Raw genomic sequence first — 24,878 nt, 5'->3', positions numbered from 1 at the left:
AAAAAACTGATCTTTGACCATGTTTTAGCCACACCTTAATAACTTCTTTGTCCGAATTCACCTCATTACAATCTAATAAATCGTTTACAAACCATGAGCTAGTTAAATCTATCGCCAAATTGATGATCTGGATCAAGCATCATCAGCTTTACCAATTTGGAGGTATACAGTTTGTTAACAACTAAAAGGTATGATGTTTGAGTGAGTTAAAGATGCAACGGATATACATAAAACCTGCCGCTGACGCTTGTTCCAGCGCGAAAAATGGCAGGAACACACCTCTTGGAGGATGCATGAGTGCTAGCACCGCAGAAGAAAAATCCTTAGAACTGAAAATTTTTATCTTTTTAACCGTATTTCTCGCACCGTTATTGTCCGTGCTGCTGGTCAGTGGCTTGGGTTTTGCGATCTGGTTTAGTCAGATTTTGACTGGACCACCGGGAGTGGGTTAATCGCTTTATTATCAGAATATTAAATAAAGAGTGGAATGTCGGATGAGCAAAGAACTCCATATCACCAGTTTAGTGGTGCAGGTCTTACCGCAGAAAATGGCAGATGTTAGACAAGAGATCATGACCATTGAAAATGCCGAACTTTCCGTCAACAACGAAGTGAAATTGGTCGTGGTTATCGAAGGTGAGACTCAGCGCGCCTTGATGGACTGCATAGAAGCGATCAATGCCATTCCGGGTGTGTTATCCGCCACTATGGTTTACCACCAGAGTGAAACGCTCGAAGAGGGTGAAGAATGAATATGAACAGACGTGATTTTATTAAGGCCAATGCCGTGATTGCCGCTGCAGGGGCCGCAGGTTTAGCCTTGCCCGCTGGCGCAAGTAACCTGATAACCAGCTCAGAACAAACCAAATTAGAGTGGAACAAGGCTCCATGCCGTTTCTGTGGTACGGGCTGCTCTGTGATTGTCGCCACTCGCGACGGCAAAGTGGTGGCCACCCATGGCGATGCCAACAGTGAAGTGAACCGTGGACTTAACTGTATCAAGGGTTATTTCCTATCGAAAATCATGTATGGCAGCGATCGCTTAACCACGCCCATGCTGCGAATGACCGATGGCAAATACGACAAGCACGGCGAGTTTTCGCCGATAAGCTGGGACAGCGCCTTCGATATCATGGCGCAAAAATGGAAAGAGACCATTAAAGCCAAGGGCCCAACCGCTGTGGGCATGTTTGGTTCGGGCCAATGGACAGTGTGGGAAGGTTACGCCGCCGTTAAGTTGATGAAGGCGGGCTTTGGCTCTAACAATATCGACCCTAATGCGCGTCATTGTATGGCGTCGGCCGTGGTCGGTTTTATGCGCACTTTCGGTATCGATGAGCCAATGGGCTGCTATGACGATATGGAAGCCGCCGATGCGTTTGTGCTTTGGGGCTCGAACATGGCCGAAATGCACCCGATCCTGTGGAGCCGCGTGACCGACAGACGCTTGAGTGAACCTCATGTCAAAGTGGCCGTGTTATCGACTTTCCAACATCGCTCCTTCGATCTGGCAGATTTACCGATAGTGTTCACTCCGCAAACCGATTTGGCCATGTTGAACTTTATTGCTAACTATATTATTCAAAACGATAAAGTGAACTGGGATTTCGTGAAGAAACACGTAAATTTCCGCCAAGGCACGACTGATATCGGCTACGGTTTACGTCCGACTCATCCGCTTGAACAGAAAGCCAAAAACGTCAAAACGGCGGGGGACTCAACGCCAATCGATTTTGAAGCCTTCAAAGCCTTTGTTGCCGAATACACAGTCGAGAAAGTCAGTAAACTGTCTGGCGTGCCAGAAGATAAACTGATCGAACTGGCGAAGCTGTATGCTGATCCTAATACGAAAGTGACGTCATTCTGGACCATGGGCTTTAACCAACATACCCGTGGTGTGTGGTGTAACAACCTGATTTACAACATCCATTTATTAACAGGTAAGATTTCTACCCCTGGCAACAGTCCGTTCTCGCTGACAGGTCAGCCATCGGCCTGTGGCACGGCCCGTGAAGTCGGGACTTTCTCTCACCGTTTACCTGCGGACATGGTGGTGACCAATCCCGAGCACAGAAAACACGCTGAAGAAACGTGGAAAATTCCAAGCGGCATTATTCCACCTAAACCCGGTTATCATGCTGTCGAGCAAAATCGCCGCCTAAAAGACGGTGACTTGAACTGCTATTGGGTGCAAGTGAACAACAATATGCAGGCGGGGCCGAACATCAACGAAGAAGGGCTACCGGGTTACCGTAACCCTGCCAACTTTATCGTGGTATCAGATGCTTATCCCACAGTTACCACTCAAGCCGCCGATTTGATCTTGCCCACTGCTATGTGGGTTGAGAAAGAGGGGGCTTACGGTAATGCCGAGCGCCGTACTCAGTTCTGGCATCAAATGGTGCAAGCGCCGGGTGAGTCGCATTCGGATCTGTGGCAGCTGATGGAGTTTGCGAAACGTTTCACCACAGATGAAGTGTGGCCAAAAGATGTGTTAGCTGCTAATCCAGAGTTTAAGGGCAAAACCCTATTCGAAGTTCTGTACCAAAACGGCAATGTTGATAAGTTCCCATTGACGGATGCGGATCCTAAGTATCTGAACGATGAAGCTAAACATTTTGGTTTCTATGTGCAAAAAGGCCTGTTTGAAGAATACGCCTCCTTTGGACGCGGTCATGGCCACGACTTAGCACCATTTGATGCTTATCACGAGGCCCATGGTCTGCGTTGGCCTGTGGTCGATGGCAAGGAAACCAAGTGGCGTTTCCGTGAGGGGAGCGATCCTTATGTTAAAGCAGGTAAGGGCTTTGAGTTTTATGGTCATCCCGATGGCCGTGCGGTGATTTTTGCGCTGCCCTATGAGCCCGCCGCCGAGTCGCCAGACGAAGAATACGATATCTGGTTATCGACGGGCCGAGTGCTGGAACATTGGCATTCGGGTTCTATGACCCAACGTGTGCCTGAGCTTTATCGTGCTTTCCCTGATGCTGTGTGTTTTATGCATCCCGAAGATGCCAAGAAACGCGGTCTGCGCCGCGGTGACGAAATTCGTGTGGTGTCACGACGGGGTGAAATTAAGACCCGAGTTGAAACCCGTGGCCGTAATAAACCGCCTGTGGGCTTAGTGTTTGTGCCTTGGTTTGATGCTAGCCAGCTCATTAATAAAGTCACTTTAGATGCGACAGATCCCTTGTCAAAACAAACTGACTTTAAAAAATGTGCGGTGAAGATCGTCAAGGTTTAAGGAGAACACGATGAAAACCCTAAAATTAGTTTCAGCGATCGGTTTACTGGCCTTTGGCGCATTAATGATGACAAGTGTATCTGCCGCCAGTATTCCCGAAGATAAAATTGATACCCTGCGCCAAGCGCCTATCAATGTCGAGCCGACGCCGCCAGCGATGCAAAACGTGCGTAATACCGATGTGAAGGAAGTGCGTAACTATCCCATGCAGCCACCCGTGATCCCGCACAAAATTGACGGCTATCAGCTCGATCTTAAAGTGAATAAGTGTATGGCCTGTCATGCTCGCAGTCGCATCGGGGATTCCCAAGCGCCTATGGTCAGTGTCACGCACTATATGGACAGGGATAATAACTTCTTAGCCGAATTATCGCCGCGTCGATATTTCTGTACTCAGTGCCATGTGCCGCAGTTAGATGCCAAATTACTGGTCGAAAACGACTTTGTAGACATGGAACATCTGATCAAAACCAACACTGAGCAGAAAAAACACTAGGAGTTAGCATGTTAGATAAACTGAAAAAAATCTGGCAGGTACTCAATCGTCCGAGTGTGCATTACAGTTTAGGTTTTTTGACCTTAGGTGGCTTTGTGGCTGGGGTGATTTTCTGGGGCGGCTTTAACACTGCCCTTGAAGCTACCAACAAGGAAGCCTTCTGTATCGGTTGCCATGAGATGGAAAATAACGTCTATCAAGAGTTACAGACAACGATTCATTTCACTAACCGCAGTGGTGTGCGGGCAACCTGCCCAGATTGCCATGTACCACATAACTGGACAGATAAGATCGCCCGTAAGATGCAGGCCTCTAAGGAAGTGTGGGGGAAGGTTTTCGGCACGATTAACACCCGAGAAAAGTTTGAAAGTAAACGGCGTGAGTTAGCTGAGCATGAATGGGAAAGATTAAAAGCCAATGACTCGCTCGAGTGCCGTAATTGCCATAACTTCACTTATATGGATTTTACCCGCCAGTCACCTAGAGCGTCACAGATGCACTCAACGTCACTGGCGAGCGGCGAAAAGACCTGTATCGACTGCCACAAGGGGATTGCTCACCATCTCCCTGATATGGAAGGTGTGAAGGGATTTTAAGCTGAATCGTTCCCCGTGTTGCTTAGCGTGACTTTGTTTTGTGTAATCGTGACTTAGTTTTGTGTAGTTTAGTCTCGTTTAACTTAGCGTTGGTTAGTGTTAGTAAGTGTGACTTAGTGCGGCTAAATGTTTATTAGCCATCTCCAGCCAAAGGCCAAGCATAGTGATGCTTGGCCTTTTTATTGATTGTAATGGCACCGTGGCATAGTGACCTAAAGCCGTACTTGGTATGCTGAATTAAGGTTTAATCAATTAATTGTGTTACCGAGCAGCTAATGGCGTTTTATTCACTTCACAGCTCAGGATACAATCAGCAAAGAATCGTTATTGGATGATAAAGATGTCGTGATAGAAGGCCGCTATGGAAAATACCATTACGCAGGAGGCGATGATGAATGAACAACTTGAAAAACTCTTAGAAGACATCGGTTTTATGAGCCCGAGCTTGCTTGAAATCGTGCAGGGCGTGCGCCAAACCGTTAACGCCATTGCAGACGCATCCTCGCTCGATATCACTGAAACGGTGAAGTACGGCGGAATACTCTTTAGCGCAAAGAGCGCTTTTGGTGGGGTGTTTGCCTATAAGCAGCATGTGTCATTGGAGTTTAGTTTGGGCGCAAACTTTAGCGATCCGCACAAGGTGCTCGAAGGCAGTGGCAAATTTCGCCGCCATATCAAGTTAACCTCAATGGATGAAATCGCAGCCAAACACGTGGCGGAATATATCACGCAGGCGCTGTATCAAGCGGATAAGTAACAAGTGGATTAGTATCTGCGAATGAGTGGCTGTTTCGCCGCATGATGTTAGTAAGGTCATGATAACTGCTCATAGCATGAGTCCAGCACGTTAGCAAAAACGCAGAAACAAAAAAGGAGCTGAATAGTCAGCTCCTTTCGTTTTGCTAAGGTTTAATAGAGATGTCTTAGCAATGCAGTCCCTAGTTAAGGGATATTAGAAGTTCGCAGTACGCGGCGCACGTGGGAATGGGATAACATCACGAATGTTGTTAACGCCCGTCACGTAAGACACTAAACGCTCAAACCCTAGACCAAAACCTGCATGTGGCACTGTGCCATAACGGCGCATATCACGGTACCACCAGTAATCTTCTTGGTTCAGATCCATTTCGGCTAGACGCATATCTAGCACGTCTAAACGCTCTTCACGTTGAGAGCCACCGATGATCTCACCGATACCTGGGGCTAACACGTCCATCGCGGCAACGGTTTTACCGTCATCGTTTAAGCGCATGTAGAAGGCCTTGATATCTTTCGGGTAGTTCTTCACTACCACAGGGGCTTTGAAGTGTTCTTCGGCTAAGTAACGCTCATGCTCAGAAGATAAATCGATGCCCCAAGACACAGGGAACTCGAAGGTTCTGCCACAGTTTTGCAGAATTTCAACCGCATCCGTGTAATCCACTTGAGCAAAATCGCTTGAAACGAAAGATTGCAGACGGTCGATCACTGTCTTATCAACGTGTTGGGCGAAGAAAGTTAAATCGTCCATACGCTCAGTCAATACGGCATTGAACGCGTATTTCAACATAGCTTCGGCAAGGCCTGCGATGTCGTTTAAGTTAGCGAAGGCGACTTCAGGCTCAACCATCCAAAATTCCGCTAAGTGGCGGCTGGTGTTTGAGTTTTCAGCACGGAAAGTCGGGCCAAAGGTATACACTTTTGACAGTGCACAGGCGTAGGTTTCAGCGTTCAACTGGCCAGATACGGTTAGGAAAGCTTCTTTACCGAAGAAATCTTTATCGTAATCGACTTTCCCTGCATCAGTACGTGGCAGGTTTTCCATATCTAAGGTCGATACGCGGAACATTTCACCTGCGCCTTCACAGTCAGAGGCGGTGATAAGTGGGGTAGATACCCAAATAAAGCCTTCTTCGTGGTAGAAGCGGTGAATCGCTTGGGATAAACAGTTACGCACGCGGGCAACGGCACCAATAATGTTAGTGCGTGGGCGTAAATGTGCTAATTCGCGTAAATGTTCAATTGAGTGACGCTTAGCGGCCATTGGGTAAGTGTCTGGATCATCAACCCAGCCCGCGACTTCAAGTTCAGTCACTTGCAGTTCAAATGCTTGACCTGCGCCTGGAGATTCCACCACGTCGCCTGTCATCACAACAGAACAACCCGCAGTTAGCTTTAACACTTCGTTGTCGTAATTATCTAAGCTATTGGGCACGACGCCTTGGATAGGATTAAAGCAAGAGCCGTCATAAACAGCTAAAAAAGAGATGCCGGCTTTAGAGTCACGACGGGTTCTGACCCAGCCACGCACTGTGACTTTAGAACCGACGGCGTGCTCACCTTTAAATACAGATGCGACAGATGCGATGCTCATTGTTGCTTAATTCTCCAACGAAACGTTTTATATGAAAATTTTGGAGGTTTATATTACCTTGCTGGTGGCTTTTCTCAAGCTGAAAAAGGTATCCTGAGGTTAATAATATCGATATTGGGCGATATAGTGAGTTAAACGGCGGGAGGCGGTATGAGCAAGACTAGAATATTTCAAATTATCCTTGCGGCCTTATCCATTTTAGGCTGGGCAATTGCCGTCTATGCGCTATTAGTGTTTGGTGACGCGAGACCCGATCGCGAAGTTGGCGATTATTTAAGCCGCGGTGCGACATTTAGAGTTCATTGGGATCCACATGAAACCCAGTTATTGCAGTATTTGATTTGGGCCTGTGGCTGCATTAGTTTGGTCAGTTTAGCGTTTAATTTTTATGTCGCCCAACACAGTCGCATGGGCTATTGGTTTAACATTCCCATGTTGCTGTTAACCTCGATTGTCGCCGGTTTGTATATCCACTTGGTGGTTTAAGCAAGCCAGTTGGCTCGTAGCGGTTTCGCTATGGCAAATGAAGTCAGAGAATATCGGCAGAAATGCTTAACTGGCGGCACAAATGGTCGATAATGGCGGCGGTCGCGCCCCAAATAAAACGTTGTTGATAGGGAATAAAATGCACGCTGTAGTAGCGTCCTTGGCGTAAAAAGCGTTTTTGGTGGCGATTATTCGGCTCAATAAGAAAGCTTAATGGCACAGTAAAGCAATCTGCAACTTCACCAGGATCGAGTTTCCAATCAAATGCCTGCTTGATAATGCCGACCACGGGGGTGATTTCAAATCCGGTAAAAGTATTGTGGGCCGGAAATGTGCCCACCACATCGACGTTATGCCGCGATAATCCTATTTCCTCTTCTGCTTCCCTTAACGCCGCCGCAATTGCATCGACATCATGGGGCTCAATTTTACCACCGGGGAAACTGATCTGCCCCGGATGGGCGCGAAGGTGCATGGGTCTTTGGGTTAAAATCAGATTCAGTTCACCGTTGATATCCTGCAGTGGGATCAACACCGCAGCTTTGCGCAGTCCAAGGTGTGGGAAGGCCGCCGGATCTTGCAGCGCTAAAGGGTGCAGATTAAATCTGAGTCTAAATTCCGCTTGATCCATCGAGGTTTCCGTGACTGTTTTGTATGAGAGCTTACGGCTTTTGCGGCTCTGCGCCAAGTAAAGGCAAAATTCGACTGATCTTATCAAAGGTTTCTTGGTACTCGGCATTCACTTCAGAATCCGCCACTATGCCGCCGCCCGCCCAGCAATAGAGTTTCCCCTGCTCAGCCACAATAGTGCGAATGGTGATACTGGTATCCATTTGGCCATCTTGGCTGATATAGCCCATAGAGCCACAGTACAGACTGCGCCGTGAAGGTTCGAGTTCTTCGATAATTTCCATGGCGCGGATTTTCGGTGCGCCAGTAATTGAGCCGCCGGGGAACGCCGCGCGCAGCAAATCGCTGGCGCTGTACTTAGCATCAAGCTTAGCCGTCACTGTACTGACAAGGTGATGCACGGCGGGAAAGCTTTCAATTTCAAACAGATGCGGTACACGTACCGAGCCTGCCGCTGCTACCTTGCCGATATCATTACGCAGCAAATCGACAATCATGACGTTTTCGGCGCGATCCTTTGGCGAGCTGGCAAGGGTGCTCGCAGCTTTTGCGTCGAGCGCGGGATCTGCGTGACGCGGCAGCGTGCCTTTGATGGGTTTAGTCTGAATATCATCACCGCGAAGCTGAATAAAGCGCTCAGGTGAAATCGATAAAATCGCGTTTTGCGGTAACCGCATAAAGGCCGAGAAGGGTGCTTTATTGGCATTGCGCAGTTGGCAATAAGCCGACCATTCATCGCCTTGATAGCCAGCTTCAAATCTTTGGGTTAAATTTATTTGATAGCAATCGCCGCTGTGCAAATAGGCTTGTACTGCCTCAAATTTGGCTGTGTATTGGGCTTTGTCGATTTGTGCTGTCCATGGGCCTGTGAGCATGAATTCGGCTGTATTTGGCTTATGTGCCATTTTCGCTTGAATTTTATTCAATTCAATGTCGAGTGCAGCTTCACCTAAATAGTGCAATAAATGCCAACACTGGGCTTGGTAATCATAAACTAACGCCCAGTCGTAAAAGCCGATGTTCATCTCTGGCAGTTGAATATCTTGCTGAGCGCTTGTTGGTAGGGATTCGATGCGACGGCCTAAGTCGTAACTAAAGCTGCCCATGGCGCCGCCACTGAAGGGCAGAATGCAATCAAAAGATTTTGAATACCAATGATTTAATAAAGTGTTGAGCAGGTCGAAGGGATCACGGTTTGGGTCCATCGCCTCGGGTAAGCTCAAGCTCGTATCGATGAGCTTTATATTGCTACGCTCGCCCTGAGTCACTAATGTTGCGATGGGATTGGCGCAAATGATGTCGAATCTGGCGTCCTGATGCGGCGCGTTCGCTGAATCTAACAGGATTGCCCATGGGTCATTGGCAAAGTGTTCGAAGAGTGCTGCGGTGCTTAATGTCCAGTCAAGTTGGCGTGATGCAAGCTGTTTTGACGCCCTAATTGCCATCGATTAACCCTATTCAAAATGTGATGTAGCCCAAAAAGATGGGAAAGAGTATCATATTGGCCCAGAAAGAATTAAACAAAAATAAGTTAGGCCGCAAAGGCTGCTGGAGCGCTCCTACTATGTCATCTAACCATGAAATGTCTGTCAATTCTGTGATTAAGCAAGCCGACTTTATTGAAAGTGTGGCGGATGCTTTGCAATACATCTCTTATTACCACCCGAAGGATTTTGTTGATGCCATGAGCCAAGCTTATGAGCGTGAACAAAGTGCGGCGGCGAAGGATGCCATTGCCCAGATATTAATTAACTCGCGTATGTCGGCCGAAGGCAAGCGTCCTCTGTGTCAAGACACAGGGATTGTGACCACCTTCGTTAAAGTGGGTATGGGTGTCCAATGGGACAAAACCGATATGACAATTCAGGAAATGGTCGACGAAGGTGTTCGTCGTGCCTATACCAATCCTGATAACCCACTGCGTGCATCAATAGTCTCAGATCCTGCGGGCAGCCGTAAAAATACCAAAGATAACACCCCATCTGTGGTACACATCGACATGGTGCCAGGCAACCACATCGAAGTAGCGATTGCGGCTAAAGGCGGTGGCAGTGAAAACAAAGCTAAGATGGTGATGTTAAACCCATCTGATGATATCGCCGCTTGGGTAGAAAAAACGCTACCGACGATGGGCGCAGGCTGGTGTCCACCGGGTATGCTGGGTATCGGCATTGGCGGCACGGCAGAAAAAGCCGCCGTATTAGCTAAAGAAGCGCTGATGGAAAGCGTGGATATCCATGAGTTGATGGCCCGTGGCGCGCAAACGACCGAAGAAAAGCTGCGTTTAGACATTTTTGAGCGCGCGAACAACTTAGGTATAGGTGCCCAAGGTCTCGGCGGTTTAACCACAGTGTTAGACGTTAAAATCAAATCGGCGCCAACCCACGCGGCTTCAAAGCCTGTGGTGATGATCCCTAACTGTGCAGCGACTCGCCACGTACATTTCCATTTAGATGGCTCAGGTCCAGCTGAATTGACGCCACCATCATTGTCAGATTGGCCAGAAATCACCCGTGAAGTGGGTGATGATGTGCGCCGTGTTAACTTAGATACTGTGACTCAAGCGGATATCGAGCAGTGGCAGAGCGGTGAAACCATTCTGCTGAGCGGTAAAATGCTCACAGGCCGTGATGCTGCCCATAAGCGCATTCAAAGCCTGATTGAAAGCGGTGAAGGCTTGCCAAAAGGCGTGGACTTTACCGGTAAGTTTATTTACTACGTTGGCCCCGTTGATCCAGTCGGTGCTGAAGTTGTCGGTCCTGCGGGCCCAACCACAGCAACCCGTATGGATAAATTCACTGATCTAATGTTAGAGAAAACTGGCTTGATGGGCATGATAGGTAAAGCTGAGCGCGGCCCTGCGACAGTTGAATCGATCAAAAAACACAAAGCGGTATATCTGATGGCCGTTGGCGGCGCTGCGTATTTAGTGTCAAAAGCGATTAAACATTCTCGCGTCGTGGCCTTTGCCGATTTAGGCATGGAAGCGATTTACGAGTTTGACGTGCAAGATATGCCAGTGACTGTGGCTGTGGATTCAAACGGCGTGAACGCCCATGAAACTGGCCCAGCAATTTGGAAAGTGAATATCGCCAACGCGAAAGCCTAAGTGGGAGTGAAGCGAAGGCGTTAGCGGATTGAACTTGATGGCTTTTTAAGCAAAGCCGTTTAAATTTGCGCTCTGATATCGGTTGTTTCGGTAATCTGATATCAGTTCCTTACACAAATCATTGCGCCACTGACATTTTGTCACAAAAAAATACGCTCAGGTTCGCCATTTGGCTTGCCTGAGCGTTTTTGTTTCGATAGTGTGGCAAGCTTATCTTCAAAAGATACGATCTCAGATCGTTTTTAACATTCGTGTTTGCAGCAATGATGATTATTGAATATTTGCAAGCCTCGAACCTGTTCAACAAAAAGACGGACATAACAATGAAAATAGCTCCTCTCCTATTGGCGCTCGGCGCCGCAGGGTTGGCGTTATCAGCCCAAGCGGCCGATCCAACGCCTTTTACTGTGCAACAACTCATTAAACTCAATAAGATGCATTCTGCGACAGTGTCCCACGATGGCACTAAATTAGTTTATGGTCTTAAAACGGTAAACGATAAGGGAGAGGGCAGTTCTGATCTGTATCTATTGGATCTGACTGACACGAAAGCGAAACCGTTACAACTGACCTCTGCCGCGGGCACTGAGCACGATGTGAGTTTCGCCACCGACGACAAGTCGATTTATTTCCTTGCCGGTCGTAGCGGTTCAAGCCAGCTATTCCAACTGTCATTAACGGGCGGTGAAGCGGTTCAAGTTTCTGATTTACCTTTGGATATTGATGGCTACAAGCTATCAAACGATGGTAAACAAGTTGTACTCAGTATGCGCGTATTCCCAGAATGTAAGGATTTAGCCTGCTCAAAGGATAAATTTACCGCTGAATCTGAGCGTAAATCGACGGGTCGCGAATACAAACAGTTAATGGTTCGCCACTGGGATACGTGGGAAGATCACGCCCGTAACCATTTATTTGTGGGCGCTATAAACGGTGAAAAACTGACTAAAGTTGTTGATGTCACCCAAGGGTTAGACACTGAAACGCCGCCAAAACCTTTCTCGGGTATGGAAGAAGTGACTTTCACACCAGACGGTAAGTTTGTGGTTTATAGCGCGAAAGCGCCAAGCAAAGATCAAGCTTGGACCACTAACTATGATTTATGGCAAGTGCCAGTCACGGGTGGCGCTGCAACCAACTTAACCAAAGACAATCTCGCATGGGATGCACAGCCAACGTTTTCGAGCGATGGTCGTTACATGGCCTATTTAGCGATGAAGAAGCCGGGTTTTGAAGCGGATCGTTACGGCATCATGCTGCGCGATACTACCACAGGCCAAACTAAAGAAGTGGCGCCATTGTGGGATCGTAGCCCAAGTTCACTGATGTTTGCCCCTGACAATCGTACCTTGTACGTCACGGCGCAAGACATAGGCCAAGTGTCTATTTTCCAAGTGAATACACAATTTGGCGATGTGCGTTCTATCTACAGCGATGGCACAAACAGCCTAATTGCGGTCACTAACGATGAACTGATTTTCGACAGCAAAACCTTAGTTGAGCCAGGCGATCTCTACAGTATCACCACAGATGGTCAAGGCCTTAAGCGTCTGACTGAAGTGAATAAAGACAAGTTAGCCGAGATCAAGTTCGGTAAGTTTGAACAGTTCAGCTTCAAGGGTTGGAATAACGAAGACGTCTACGGTTACTGGATCAAACCGGCTAACTTCCAAGAAGGTAAAAAATACCCGATTGCCTACTTAGTACATGGCGGACCGCAGGGTTCATTTGGTAATGCCTTCAGCGGTCGATGGAACGCGCAGTTATGGGCGGGTGCAGGCTATGGCGTTGTCATGGTGGATTTCCACGGCTCTACCGGTTACGGCCAAGCCTTTACGGATTCTATCAGCCAAGATTGGGGCGGTAAGCCATTAGAAGATCTGCAAAAAGGCCTAGCGGCAGTGAGCCAACAACAAAAATGGCTCGATCCGCAAAACGCCTGTGCACTTGGCGGTTCTTACGGCGGCTACATGATGAACTGGATCCAAGGTAACTGGAACGATGGTTTCAAGTGTCTTGTTGATCACGCAGGTCTGTTCGATATGCGTTCTATGTACCATGTGACCGAAGAATTATGGTTCCCTGAGTATGAATTTGGCGGTACTTACTCAGATAACAAAGCCTTATATGAGAAGTTTAACCCAGTGAATTATGTTGAAAACTGGAAAACGCCCATGTTGGTGATCCACGGCGAGAAAGACTTCCGGGTTCCTTATGATCAAGGTTTAGCTGCATTTAGCTTTATGCAGCGTAAAGGGATTCCATCTGAGTTGTTGATTTTCCCAGATGAAAACCACTGGATCTTAAAACCTGAAAACCTAGAGCAATGGTACGCCAATGTATTCCGTTGGATGGACCGCTGGACTAAGCAGTAACTGCCAGCACAATAACAGACTGTTGAATGACAGACTGTTTAATAACAAACAGTGAATGACAGTGTAATGAAAGACGTAAGGCTCGCCCTGATAGGGTTATCATCGGCGAGTCGTTTGATGTGATTAACTATTAAAGTGTTTTACGCGAAGCGTCTTTTGTTCAAGCGTCTTAAAAAGCCAGGACTCTGTTCTGGCTTTTTATTGCGTCATATAATGGATTTATTTTTAATCAAGGAGTTAAGATGAATATTCGAGCCGCAACCTTAGCTGATATCCCTGAAATAAGCGAATTGCTCACTCAGTTAACCCAAGATTTTATTGCCCCAACTTGCACTGAAGAGGGGGCTACAATCTTAGTCAATGCCATGTCGATAGAAGCGATTGGTAGCTACTTTGCTATGGGTTATCAGTATCATGTCGCCATAACGGACTCGGGCCAACTCGCAGGCGTAGTGGGAATGAAGGCGAATAGTCACTTGTACCATCTTTTTGTCGCCTCCCATGCGCAGGGACAAGGCGTAGCGCGAATGTTGTGGGAACATGCTAAAACTCAATGTTTAGCCCAAGGCAATCCGGGCGTATTTACCGTGAACTCGGCGCTGAATGCGCAGGCTGTGTACTTAGGCTTTGGCTTTGTGCCATTAGGATCTGAGCGAGAGCGCGGCGGGATCCGCGATATTCCCATGCAGCTGACGCTTTAGGCTGGCAGCACTCATTCATCCAAACACTAGTACTCTCAATTGAGCTAATAGAACTAAAAATAGAGGAATTATGGCAAATTTAACCTTTTATCCCATCGGCACCGCGGGTGAAAAATGGGGCGAGTCTGAAAAAGCCGCATGGCTGACGAGCACCCAAATCAAGCGTTCATATCAAGACGATGTCGTGACGCCACTCAAGGCAATGGAAGCAAAGCTATCTTTGCTTGGGCTTGGCATTGTGCAATATGGCGCCTTATCGATTAATGCCGATCGTTATCCATTATTTGCGGTGAAGAGCCAGCAGTTTGATCCACAAAAGCCAACCGTGCTGGTGACTGGCGGCGTGCATGGCTACGAGACCAGCGGTGTGCATGGCGCATTGGCCTTTTTAACTAACGAAGTGGCGAATTACGTGCAACAGGTGAACTTAGTGGTTGCCGTATGTGTGAGTCCTTGGGGTTATGAGACGATTAATCGCTGGAATCCAAAGGCTATCGATCCAAACCGTTCGTTCTATGCCAATAGCCCTGCAGAAGAATCGGCGGCCTTGATGGCTTTAGTTGCTTCAGTTGAGCAAGGTTTTGAAGTGCATGTGGATTTACATGAAACCACAGATTCAGATGAATTAGAGTTTCGCCCAGCGCTGTGCGCCCGTGATGGCATTGAATATGACAAAGGCACTATCCCAGATGGCTTTTATGCTGTGGGTGATACCGAACATTCAATGGATGCTTTCCAAAAAGCCATTATAGATGGCGTGAGCAAAGTGACGCACATTGCTCCTGCCGACGAGAAAGGTGAGATCATTGGCTCGACTGTGGTGCAACACGGAGTGATTAACTACCCGCTTAAGTCATTAGGGCTTTGCAGCAGTGTCACGGGTTGTATCTATAACACAACTACAGAAGTGTACCCAGATAGCCCAACAGCCACGCCTGCCGAATGTAATCTGGCGCAGGTTGCTGCCATCACCAGCGCCATCGATTATGTACTGGCGCAGCGTTAGTCGCTGTTTATTGTGATGACCAGTTTATTGATATTAAGTTTATGGATGATTAGCCTAGTGCTCGTAAGTTGAGCTAGCGGCTAGTGAAGTGATTTTACGTTCGTGCTGTTAACGCATCGATTAAGTCACTCATTAACTGGGTAAGTCACGGTACATCACGCAGTAAAAAGCCCTCATTCGAGGGCTTTTTCATTTATGTCGCGCTGCGTTTATTTAGCACACGCTTAGCATAGTTAGGCGATGGCCTAGTTGTTATCGCTATAGTCACGGCCATAATAGCTATCGAGGAACAACTGTTTTAGCTCGTTAATCAAGGGGTAACGTGGGTTGGCACCGGTACATTGATCATCGAACGCATCTTCGGCTAATTCATCTAACTTGGCGAGGAAGTCGGCTTCGTTGACGCCGGCTTCTTGGATAGAAGCAGGAATGCCAATCGTCTTCTTGAGGTGTGTGATTTTCTCAAGCAATTTTTCGACTTTTTCTTCATCCGTTTTTCCGCCTAGTTTCAAGTGATCTGCGATGGCAGCATAACGGCACAGGGCTTTTGGCCTGTCGTATTGGCTAAAGGCCGCTTGCTTAGTGGGCAGATCCGTTGCGTTAAAGCGTATTACGTTATTGATCAGCAGCGCATTGGCTAAACCGTGGGCGAGATGGAACTCTGCGCCCAGTTTGTGCGCCATTGAGTGGCAAATCCCGAGGAAAGCGTTAGCAAAGGCGATACCTGCGATGGTGGCGCCATTGTGGACTTTTTCACGGGCGACGGGTGATTGTGAGCCCAAGTTGTACGCATCGGGTAAATATTTGCACAGTAAGTCGAGGGCTTGCAGTGCTTGGCCGTCGCTGTATTCGTTTGCCATCACGCTGACATAGGCTTCAAGAGCATGGGTCACCGCATCTATGCCACCAAAGGCGGTCAGAGATTTAGGCATGTCCATCACTAGGTTAGGATCAACAATCGCCATGTTGGGCGTGAGTTGATAATCGGCAATCGGGTATTTTTTACCGGTAATTTCGTCTGTCACTACCGCAAAAGGGGTGACTTCTGAGCCTGTGCCTGAAGTGGTTGGAATTGCCACCATCATGGCCTTGGTGCCCATTTTAGGGAATTTGTAGATACGTTTACGAATGTCCATAAAGCGCAGCGCCAAATCGGCAAAATCCACATCGGGATGCTCGTACATCACCCAAATAATCTTCGCCGCATCCATTGGTGAGCCGCCGCCGAGCGCAATTATCACATCGGGTTTAAAGCTTTGAGCCACCTTAGCGCCTTGACGGACTATTGCTAAAGTGGGATCGGCTTCAACATCGTAAAAGATTTCAGTTTCAAGGCCTTGGGCCTTTAAAATCCGCATGGTTTCGTCGCAATAACCGTGGTTAAACAAAAATCTGTCGGTGATGATCAGCGCGCGTTTTTTATCGCTCAGTTCTTCGAGTGCGATGGGTAAACTGCCGCGGCGGAAATAGATAGATGCAGGAAGCTTGTGCCACAACATGTTTTCGGCCCTCTTAGCGACGGTTTTTTTGTTGATCAGATGGCTCGGGCCAACGTTTTCTGAAATCGAGTTGCCACCCCAAGAACCACAGCCTAACGTCAGCGAAGGCGCTAGTTTGAAGTTGTACAGATCGCCAATGCCGCCCTGTGAGGCTGGGGTGTTGATCAAGATACGTGCTGTTTTCATTCTAAAACCAAAGGCATGCACACGTTCAGTTTGGGTATCTTGGTCGGTATAAAGCCCTGATGTGTGGCCAATGCCGCCGAGTGCGACTAAAGCTTCAGCTTTATCCATGGCATCGTTAAAGTCGATGGCGCGGTACATGCCAAGCAGTGGCGATAATTTTTCATGGGCGAAGGCTTCGCTGTCGCAAATGTCGGTGACTTCACCAATCAACACTTTGGTCCAGTGCGGCACTTCAAAGCCGGCCATTTGCGCGATACTGGCGGCGCTTTGGCCAACGATATCGGCATTCAAACCGCCATTTTTTAAAATGACCTGCTGCATAGCCGCGGTTTCATCCTTCGACAGCATGTAGCCACCGTGGGAGATAAAGCGCTCTTTTACTTGCTCATAAATACTGTCAACCACAATCACGGCTTGTTCTGACGCACAAACCACACCGTTATCAAAGGTTTTCGACATGAGAATCGAACTGACCGCGCGTTTGATGTCGGCGGTTTCATCGATAACAATAGGCGTGTTACCCGCACCTACGCCAATCGCGGGTTTACCGGAAGAGTAGGCGGCTTTTACCATGCCTGGGCCACCGGTTGCGAGAATTAAATTGATCCTTGGGTGTGTCATCAATTGATTTGACAGTGCGACGCTGGGTTCATCAATCCAGCCAATAATGTCTTTGGGCGCGCCAGCAGCAATGGCTGCATCAAGCACTAATTTTGCTGCCGTTGTGGTAGATATTTTGGCCCTAGGATGGGGCGAGAAGATGATCGCGTTACGGGTTTTAAGGCTGATTAAAGCCTTAAATATCGCTGTCGATGTGGGGTTAGTGGTGGGCACTATGCCACAGATGATGCCGACGGGTTCAGCAATGGTGATAGTACCGAAGGTGACATCTTCAGATAAAATCCCACAGGTTTTTTCATCTTTGTATTTATTGTAAATGTACTCAGAGGCAAAGTGGTTTTTGATCACTTTGTCTTCAACGACACCCATGCGGGTTTCTGCTGCGGCCATTTTCGCCAGAGAGATACGCGCATCGGCAGCGGCAAGGGCCGCTGCGCGGAAAATGTTATCGACTTGCGCTTGGCTGAACGTCGCATACTCGGCTTGTGCTTTTGCCACACGCTCGACCATGAGATCCAGTTCTTGTGCATTGGTCACTGTCATGATTAATACTCCTAAAAAGATTTAGTGAATCAAGTCATTCACTAAATCCTCTTTATGGTAGAAAATTACACCTAAAACCGCGTTGAAAGTGTGATATTACCGACAATATCGGGCTTTTATGTAATAAAACTACACTTAGGGTAACTTGTTTGTTTAAAATTGCGCTGAAAATGCATCGGCTTCGATAACTAAATATTATTCGAAGTTGTGATTTAACCTCAAAAATCTCATTTTTCAGTCAATAGCGCTTGAGATACTATACTTGCCCCTCAAGCATATTTTGATGAAGACGGCGTGACACGCATATAAGGATAGTCCCTTGGAGTTAACTCTTTACGTTAAATTTTTTCTTGGCCTAGTTGCCATCATCAACCCAGTCGGGTTGTTGCCTGTGTTTGTGAGCTTAACCAGCCATCAAACTGAAGCTGAGCGGAATCACACGGGTAAAGTGGCCAACTTTGCGGTTGTGGTGATCCTCTTAGTCACGATTGTGGCGGGTCAGCACATTCTGAATATGTTCAGCATTTCGTTATCTGCCTTTAGGATCGCGGGTGGTAGTCTGATCGCCATTATTGCGATGTCGATGTTGCAAGGTAAATTAGGTGAAGTGAAGCGCAACCAAGAGGAAGACCGCGAGTCTTCGGCGATGGAGTCGGTGGCGGTTGTGCCTTTGGCTTTGCCACTGATGGCCGGACCAGGTGCTATCAGTTCGGTCATCGTCTTTGCCGCTGAGCATAATTCATTGTCGAACATCATTGCGATGTTCATTACTGTGATTGTGTTTGGTTTAGTGAGTTTTGGCCTGTTTAGAATGGCATCCGTTATCTATAAGATTTTGGGTAAGACGGGGATTAACGTCATTACTCGTCTTATGGGGCTGTTGATGCTATCCATAGGTATTGAAGTGATTGCGGCAGGTGTAAAGGGATTATTCCCTCAGCTCTTTAGCTAGAGTCGTATTACCCCGCAGAATTGAGTTTTTCCTTCTTTTTACGAAACGCATTGGAGTTTATCCCGTGCGTTTTTTGTTTTTATCAGTGACTCGTTTGATGTTTATCCCGCGGTTCACCTTATCTGAAAAACCAAATCTAACGCTATTGATGAGACATGCGGTTAATCCTCGTTTATCAGAGGATTAACCTGAGTTTTCCCATAAGCCTTAGTCGTTATATGGTTAATCATATGCTATACCTAGTGTTTGGTTATTTGGTCTAACACTAAGTTTAAAAGGATATTTCTATGAAATGGCAATGGATTGGTAATCTCAGTCTAAAACAAAAATTATTAATGGTTGTCTTACCTCCCTTATTAGCCTGTTTCCTCTGCGGTACACTATACCTCATTGAAAAATATGGATATAAGCAAGATTTAACCTTAGTGGTGCAACTGAGTGAGTTGGCTGTAACAAACAGTAACTTAGTACACGAGTTACAAAAAGAGCGCGGAATGAGTGCAGGATTTATCGGCTCAGCAGGAAAAGCCTTCGCCAGTAAAATACCAAGCCAAAGACAGTTAACGGATACGCAGCTTAGTCTCTATCAGCAATTTATCACTCAAAATCAGCTGCCAGCGATATTTGCTCCTAAACTTAAGGAACTTAATTCACAGTTAGGGCGGTTAAATTCAATTCGCTCGCAGGTGGACAGTTTAAGTATCAGCGTCGCCGACGAAGTCGCCTATTACACTCAGTTAAATAAGTTACTACTGGCGATAGTCGATGAAACCGCAAAAACGGGTGCCAACCAAGAAATCGCTATCAAAGCCGCAGCCTTTAGTGCCTTTTTGCAATTGAAGGAGAGGGCGGGGATTGAAAGGGCGGTACTCAGCTCAACCTTTGGTCAAGCCGGATTTAAGACTAAGGTTTATGCAAAATTTATCACTTTAGTCTCGGAGCAAAATACTTACCAAGAAAGGTTTTTAGCCTTAGCCTCAATGGATTTATCCGCTGCATTTAACCGTTTACAGAGTTCAGCTGCAATGCATGACGTTGAACTGTTACGTCAAATCGCATTTGAGCAAGATAATCAAAAAATTCAACAACAAAGCCCAGAAGATTGGTTTAGTAAATCAACCGCGCGGATTGAGTTATTACGTGAGTATGAGCAGCAGGTCTCAGCTGATTTACTCAAGATCACCCATGAGAGATTATCCTCAGCAAATGAGAAAATGTTCTTAGTGCTCACGACCTTAATCTCAGTATTAGCGATAGTCTTGATACTGAGTTTATCTGTGATCCGCTACTTGCACGACAGTGTGCATCATTTGTATTCGACTATTACACAAGCCCGTAGACATTATGATTTGAGTGTGCGTTTGACTCAAACAAGCTCGGATGAGTTTGGTGAACTTGCCATCGCCTTTAACGACATGATGAGTGATTTTGAAAAGGTTATTCTACATGTGCGTGCTAGCGGCGCGAAACTACAGCAAGCGGTTGCCCAAATGGACCTTTGTACCCACGCCATGGAGCAAGATGTGATGGCGGGTCACAGCGAGGCAGAGCAAGTGGCCTCGGCGATGACTGAAATGAGTGCGACAGTGGCCGAGATTGCCAGCAATGCAGTGCAGGCATCCGAAGCGTCCTCCGCCGCCAATATAGAGGCTAAAGAAGGTAACCTCGAAGTCGGCCGAACCAGTAAAGCGATCAAAGCCTTAGCCGATGATATCAGTGGAGCCTCTAAAGCCATCAACGACTTAGACCGTGAAATTCATGGCATAGTGGTTGTGCTTGAGGTGATCAGCAGTATTGCAGAGCAAACCAATCTACTCGCACTCAATGCCGCGATTGAAGCCGCGCGAGCAGGGGAAATGGGCCGCGGCTTTGCTGTTGTTGCCGATGAAGTCCGCAGTTTGGCACAGCGCTCACAAACCTCGACCTCTGATATTAAAAACATGACAGATAGATTGAAGGCTGGGGCGAGCATTGCGGTAAAAGCCATGGACAGAGGCTTGGCACAGGCGAATAACAGTGTTCATGAAGCCGAGCAAGCGGGCGTTGAACTGAAACGGATTGTGGAGCAAGTCGACATTATTGACCGCATGAACGAGCAAATTGCCACCGCAACCCACGAGCAATCGGCCGTATCCGAAGACGTAAACCGTAATGCATTGAAGATCAGTGAGATTTACCTCAATACCCAAAGGATCTCCGATGAGCTTAGGGAACTGACCAAAGCCCTGACGTTTGACGCGAATTTAATGTCAAAAGAAGTACACAAATTTACCGTCAATTAACGGTATAAAACGGTGAAAAGATTCAGGAAATGACTGCGGTTTGTTTAGCAATTGCGCAACCGCCTGAAACTGAGTCTTTTTTACTTGACCCCCTTTAGGCTTTTGCGTACAGTACCGCTCCGTTAACGATGAAAGCCTCTCGGCAAGGCTATATGAAATCGCTAGCGATTGTTAAACGTGAAAGATTAACCACGCTAACATAAATCGACATATGGTGAGGTGTCCGAGTGGCCGAAGGAGCACGCCTGGAAAGTGTGTATACGGTAACGTATCGAGGGTTCGACTCCCTCTCTCACCGCCAAATTCTTAAACAAAAACAGCGACTTACGAGTCGCTGTTTTTGTTTTGGGAACTATTTGGGATCCAAATGTGGATTTTAATATAGTTGTTTAGCCTAAAATCTCCCTTCCAATCATTTTTTCCGGTTTTACCTTAGTGATATTCTTTCACTCATTCAGCACTTATCTACCCATCTTAGGCATACATGCAGTTGGTATGTTATCAAGTGTAGGTGTGTAAAAAATCATCTATGTTAGTTCGACAATTTCTAGAATTATTTGATGGGGTGAAAACAACTGAAATGTTGCTTAGCTAATGTGAAGGGAAGAACAGTTGAAATGTTGAAACCAGCATTGTTCCGGTGATTTTTTAGAACCTTAATAATGCTGGATATTGGCATGCTTATTTTATCTAATGTAAGCAGCTCTATAGTTACCCTTGAGCGGTTGTGAACCGTTCAAAAATAGAATTTATCTTTTGGGATGCGCTATCTCGTTCTACTTTGTTTGGAGATTTATTCCATTTAAGATAGTGTTTCTCTGCTGTTAAGACGCTTGCATGGCCGAGTTGTTTTGAAATGTACGTTTGATTAGCACCTTCATTACATGCTAAGGATGTAAAAGTGTGTCGGCAATGGTTTGGTTTTGTCTTGCTGACGTTGATAACCTTCAGAAAATGATAAAAATCCTTTCTAAATTTCTGTTCGTTTTGATAGCTTGTTTGTGTATCCATGCATAGCAAGACGAATCGGACATTTTCTTGTTTGATTTGTTTATAATCCGCACCAAGAGTCTTGATTGTTTGTTGAGGTGATAGTTCATAGAACCTTTTCTTCATTTCATTCAGCATCCAAAGCGCAGGATCTAAAATATCGACTTGACGAGATTCGACGCCTCTTACTTTTAAGGTTTTATATTTTCCATCTACTCTCGCTCTGCGGATGGTAATAATTTTTTTTTCTAAATCAATATCCTCCCAAGATAAACCCATTAGCTCTGAAAACCTGAGCCCTGCGCAACAATTGAACAATATAATGAGTGCAATCATTGGGTTAATAGAAATGCTATTCTGAATTTTGTTAAGATCCCCGATCGTGAATAATTTTTCAGTGATTGTGCTATCGCCATGACCCTGCTTAATTTTCATTCTTCGTAAATTGATCGGCGACTTAACTAAATCACCGTTGTCGACGGCATTTTGTAAGAGTGCATCCAGCAGCCTGATCGTCTCATTCACTGTTTTCCATGCCAACGTAGATAATTGTTCGTTACGAAACTTAAAGACATCATTTGAGTTAATTTCAAGTATGTTTTTTTCACCAATAGCCAATGAGATACGCTTAAAGTGACCTTTATAGCTTTTGACTGTAGCGGGAGCTAAGGTGGGATAGTGGTTTTTTGTATAGTTTTCTATTAAGTCATTAATAGTTAAAGGGACTTTGGTATTATTTCTTTTATAATTAGCGAACGCGAGTTCCAACTCGGCTGGCGATAACTTCCGCCATTCATCTAACTTAGATATCACGGAAACAATTTCTAGAGATGTAAGACCCACATACAGTGTTTGTTTATAAGTCCTGTTTTGTCGTTTAAACACAGCTCTTAACGAATTACCATGTACTTCAATATTTTTAATTTGATGCTGATTTATCACCCCTTTTGCTTCAGCAGGTGTTAGTTGCACAGTATTTAAAGGAAATTGTTTCACTGTGCTTAATTCCCTTGTTCATTGATTAATACGTCAATTGCTTCGTAGTGAAACATATTCGTACCATCGAATTTCTTGTAATGAATCCCTTTAATCAGCACCTTACGACGAATTTTGCTCTTAATTGCGTTATAAGTTAACCCTTTGTAACGTTCCAAAATTTCTGCAGTGACCCATCCTAGTTTTTGAGACATATCTTAACCTCGCATTTTGTTGATATGAGGTTATTGTCATCGAAGTGATTTGGCGCTGAAAATTTTGATTATGCTTTCTTTGCTTTTTATTTTTGTAACCCAAGCTTCATAGGTTTTTTTATGTTGCTGATTTTTAATTATTTTATTCTGATTTAAGGTTTGTTGTCGAGCCAGGCAACACTACTGATATTTAAAAAAATTATTTTTGAATTGACTATTTTTTAGGGCAGTTCTTGGAGTGACTATTTTGTTTAGGAAGGAATTTAAGCTGAGTTTCACAGTGAAGATTCCTTTTAATATCATTAATTTAAGTTAATATCAAGGTATATTTCATACTTTGGATAGACCAGATGTTAATGACAGTTGAGCAAGCGAAATTGTTTTGTAAGAAAAAAAATATTAAACATCTAGATATTCGCTCAAGTACCTGCGTCCGAATGATGTTTAAACTTAACTCAAAACTATACCGTATGGCATTGGATGATATTGAGTGCACTGAACAAGGATTGTTACGCGCATCAGTAATCGTTAGTGATTTGAAAAATCTAGCAAAATATAATCATGAGCAATTTTTAAAGCAACTTGATAATTATCATTTCATTCGAGAGGAACAGCTTGAAGCTAAATTCTTCAATCATTACATTGACGCTTTTTTGAACGCGAAAAGGATAACGTTAGCGCCATGTACGATTAAAAACTACGAGAATAAGATTCTGACGCATATCGTGCCTCGCTTTGCAAATGATGCAGTTGATAAAATTAAGCCGTTAGATATTGAATCATGGATGAATACTAAACTAGCGTATTTGAGTAACAAAACGATTAAGGAGATTTTAAGCATTTTAAATCAGATATTTACCTTTGCGCTGTTGGATGAGGCAATATCGGTTAATCCGCTGGATAGGTTAAAATCTACTAACGTTACAAATCTCAAAGTGTTAACGCAAGTACCAGATCCATTCTTAGCCGAAGAGATAACCCAAATAGCATCAGTGGCCACAGATAGACAATCTGAAGTCAATATGATCATTTGTAATTGCTTTCTCGGTCTAAGGGTCAGTGAGTTGATGGCGTTGGCATGGGAAGATGTTGACTTAGAGAACGATACAATTCATATCTCGCGTGCAGTCGTTGAAGGCATTTACAAAAAGCCAAAAAACCTATCTAGTAACAGGCATATAGAGTTACTCCCGCAGGCAAAAACAATACTCATTGATCAGCGTGATAATTATAATTATTCTGCACTAGAAACGATTAATGTGCTTCGAGAGGACAATAAGTCTATAGAGAGGCAGCGTGTTCACTTTGTATTTTGTAATAGTAATACTAGAAAAGCATACACTTCAGATGCCCACTTGAGACAAAGATTTTATTGTTACCACTTGAAGAAAGCTGGGATTCGTTTTAGAGGGCCAAGTCAAACGCGGCATACCTTTGCATCGCACTTAATTTCGGCAGGACTACCTTTATCTTGGGTTGCTCGGCAAATGGGACATACCAGCATAAAGATGATCGAGAAACACTATGGTAAGTGGCTACCAACGCAAAAATACTGCATGAGAGAGATGGCTGAAAAAGCTTTCACATTTTGATTTAAATGATTGAAATTACTTAAGGTT

General features: G+C 45.7%; 20 protein-coding genes and 1 tRNA gene. 15 read left to right on the top strand and 6 right to left on the bottom strand.

Going from position 1 to position 24,878, the window contains the following annotated elements:
• The first annotated feature begins 293 nt into the window (after positions 1–293).
• From Q4Q49_RS10760 to Q4Q49_RS10735, 6 genes are all read left to right on the top strand, one after another.
• Positions 294–452 (top strand): nitrate reductase, encoded by a 159-nt coding sequence (locus Q4Q49_RS10760; RefSeq protein ID WP_006081405.1) that lies wholly within the window; start codon positions 294–296, stop codon positions 450–452.
• Between the two features lie 42 nt (positions 453–494).
• Positions 495–752 carry a chaperone NapD gene (locus tag Q4Q49_RS10755; RefSeq protein WP_006086429.1) on the top strand — a complete coding sequence of 86 codons (258 nt, stop codon included), beginning with the start codon at positions 495–497 and terminating at the stop codon, positions 750–752.
• 2 nt (positions 753–754) lie between these two features.
• Positions 755–3,244 (top strand): nitrate reductase catalytic subunit NapA, encoded by a 2,490-nt coding sequence (gene napA, locus Q4Q49_RS10750; protein WP_063882885.1) that lies wholly within the window; start codon positions 755–757, stop codon positions 3,242–3,244.
• Between the two features lie 10 nt (positions 3,245–3,254).
• Entirely contained in the window at positions 3,255–3,740 is a 486-nt protein-coding gene (locus tag Q4Q49_RS10745) for a nitrate reductase cytochrome c-type subunit (RefSeq protein ID WP_106650358.1), read from the top strand.
• Positions 3,741–3,748: 8 nt separating this feature from the next.
• Positions 3,749–4,336: a cytochrome c3 family protein gene (locus Q4Q49_RS10740; protein ID WP_063882789.1), complete on the top strand. Its 588-nt coding sequence runs from the start codon at positions 3,749–3,751 to the stop codon at positions 4,334–4,336.
• Positions 4,337–4,727: 391 nt separating this feature from the next.
• A complete protein-coding gene (locus Q4Q49_RS10735; protein WP_311999361.1) occupies positions 4,728–5,093 on the top strand; it encodes a DUF1801 domain-containing protein in 366 nt (121 codons plus the stop codon).
• A 195-nt stretch (positions 5,094–5,288) separates the two neighbouring features.
• Here the strand turns inward: Q4Q49_RS10735 and asnS are convergent, their stop codons facing one another.
• The gene (gene asnS, locus Q4Q49_RS10730; protein WP_006086433.1) at positions 5,289–6,689 is read right to left on the bottom strand and encodes an asparagine--tRNA ligase; all 1,401 of its coding nucleotides are present in this window, start codon (positions 6,687–6,689) and stop codon (positions 5,289–5,291) included.
• Positions 6,690–6,839: 150 nt separating this feature from the next.
• Here asnS and Q4Q49_RS10725 point away from each other — a divergent pair, with 150 nt between their 5' ends.
• A complete protein-coding gene (locus tag Q4Q49_RS10725; RefSeq protein ID WP_311990860.1) occupies positions 6,840–7,175 on the top strand; it encodes a hypothetical protein in 336 nt (111 codons plus the stop codon).
• 43 nt (positions 7,176–7,218) lie between these two features.
• On the opposite strand, the gene Q4Q49_RS10720 is transcribed toward Q4Q49_RS10725, so the two are convergent.
• Together Q4Q49_RS10720 and pabB are read right to left on the bottom strand one after the other, a co-directional pair.
• On the bottom strand, positions 7,219–7,806 hold the full coding sequence (locus Q4Q49_RS10720; protein WP_311999329.1) for a CoA pyrophosphatase: 588 nt from the start codon (positions 7,804–7,806) through the stop codon (positions 7,219–7,221).
• A 31-nt stretch (positions 7,807–7,837) separates the two neighbouring features.
• Positions 7,838–9,250 carry an aminodeoxychorismate synthase component I gene (pabB, locus tag Q4Q49_RS10715; RefSeq protein ID WP_311999328.1) on the bottom strand — a complete coding sequence of 471 codons (1,413 nt, stop codon included), beginning with the start codon at positions 9,248–9,250 and terminating at the stop codon, positions 7,838–7,840.
• A 119-nt stretch (positions 9,251–9,369) separates the two neighbouring features.
• Between pabB and Q4Q49_RS10710 the strand changes: the two genes are divergently transcribed.
• The 4 genes from Q4Q49_RS10710 (at position 9,370) to Q4Q49_RS10695 (ending at position 14,996) form a co-directional block, all read left to right on the top strand.
• The gene (locus tag Q4Q49_RS10710) at positions 9,370–10,914 is read left to right on the top strand and encodes a fumarate hydratase (protein WP_311999327.1); all 1,545 of its coding nucleotides are present in this window, start codon (positions 9,370–9,372) and stop codon (positions 10,912–10,914) included.
• A 323-nt stretch (positions 10,915–11,237) separates the two neighbouring features.
• Entirely contained in the window at positions 11,238–13,289 is a 2,052-nt protein-coding gene (locus Q4Q49_RS10705; protein WP_311999326.1) for a S9 family peptidase, read from the top strand.
• Between the two features lie 242 nt (positions 13,290–13,531).
• Positions 13,532–13,990, top strand: coding sequence for a GNAT family N-acetyltransferase (locus tag Q4Q49_RS10700; RefSeq protein WP_311999325.1), 459 nt, complete (start codon positions 13,532–13,534; stop codon positions 13,988–13,990).
• 70 nt (positions 13,991–14,060) lie between these two features.
• Positions 14,061–14,996 (top strand): M14 family metallocarboxypeptidase, encoded by a 936-nt coding sequence (locus tag Q4Q49_RS10695; protein WP_311999324.1) that lies wholly within the window; start codon positions 14,061–14,063, stop codon positions 14,994–14,996.
• A gap of 245 nt (positions 14,997–15,241) precedes the next feature.
• On the opposite strand, the gene adhE is transcribed toward Q4Q49_RS10695, so the two are convergent.
• Positions 15,242–17,845: a bifunctional acetaldehyde-CoA/alcohol dehydrogenase gene (adhE, locus tag Q4Q49_RS10690; RefSeq protein ID WP_311999323.1), complete on the bottom strand. Its 2,604-nt coding sequence runs from the start codon at positions 17,843–17,845 to the stop codon at positions 15,242–15,244.
• Between the two features lie 319 nt (positions 17,846–18,164).
• On the opposite strand from adhE, the gene Q4Q49_RS10685 reads away from it, so the two are divergent.
• From Q4Q49_RS10685 to Q4Q49_RS10675, 3 genes are all read left to right on the top strand, one after another.
• Positions 18,165–18,797 carry a YchE family NAAT transporter gene (locus tag Q4Q49_RS10685; RefSeq protein ID WP_006086441.1) on the top strand — a complete coding sequence of 211 codons (633 nt, stop codon included), beginning with the start codon at positions 18,165–18,167 and terminating at the stop codon, positions 18,795–18,797.
• A gap of 287 nt (positions 18,798–19,084) precedes the next feature.
• Entirely contained in the window at positions 19,085–21,079 is a 1,995-nt protein-coding gene (locus Q4Q49_RS10680; RefSeq protein ID WP_311999322.1) for a nitrate- and nitrite sensing domain-containing protein, read from the top strand.
• Positions 21,080–21,292: 213 nt separating this feature from the next.
• Positions 21,293–21,380 (top strand) — tRNA-Ser (locus Q4Q49_RS10675).
• Positions 21,381–21,790: 410 nt separating this feature from the next.
• Here the strand turns inward: Q4Q49_RS10675 and Q4Q49_RS10670 are convergent.
• Together Q4Q49_RS10670 and xisR are read right to left on the bottom strand one after the other, a co-directional pair.
• The gene (locus Q4Q49_RS10670; RefSeq protein ID WP_311999321.1) at positions 21,791–23,065 is read right to left on the bottom strand and encodes a site-specific integrase; all 1,275 of its coding nucleotides are present in this window, start codon (positions 23,063–23,065) and stop codon (positions 21,791–21,793) included.
• A 5-nt stretch (positions 23,066–23,070) separates the two neighbouring features.
• A complete protein-coding gene (xisR, locus tag Q4Q49_RS10665; protein WP_014620713.1) occupies positions 23,071–23,259 on the bottom strand; it encodes an excisionase family protein in 189 nt (62 codons plus the stop codon).
• Between the two features lie 350 nt (positions 23,260–23,609).
• Here xisR and Q4Q49_RS10660 point away from each other — a divergent pair, with 350 nt between their 5' ends.
• Positions 23,610–24,851: a site-specific integrase gene (locus tag Q4Q49_RS10660; protein ID WP_115334762.1), complete on the top strand. Its 1,242-nt coding sequence runs from the start codon at positions 23,610–23,612 to the stop codon at positions 24,849–24,851.
• Positions 24,852–24,878 lie beyond the last annotated feature (27 nt).

Origin of the sequence: Shewanella sp. SP1S1-7 (genome assembly GCF_031932105.1) — a bacterium.
In the GTDB taxonomy this organism is placed as follows: Bacteria; Pseudomonadota; Gammaproteobacteria; order Enterobacterales; family Shewanellaceae; genus Shewanella; species Shewanella baltica.
This window is presented reverse-complemented; position numbering and strand designations above follow the sequence as displayed.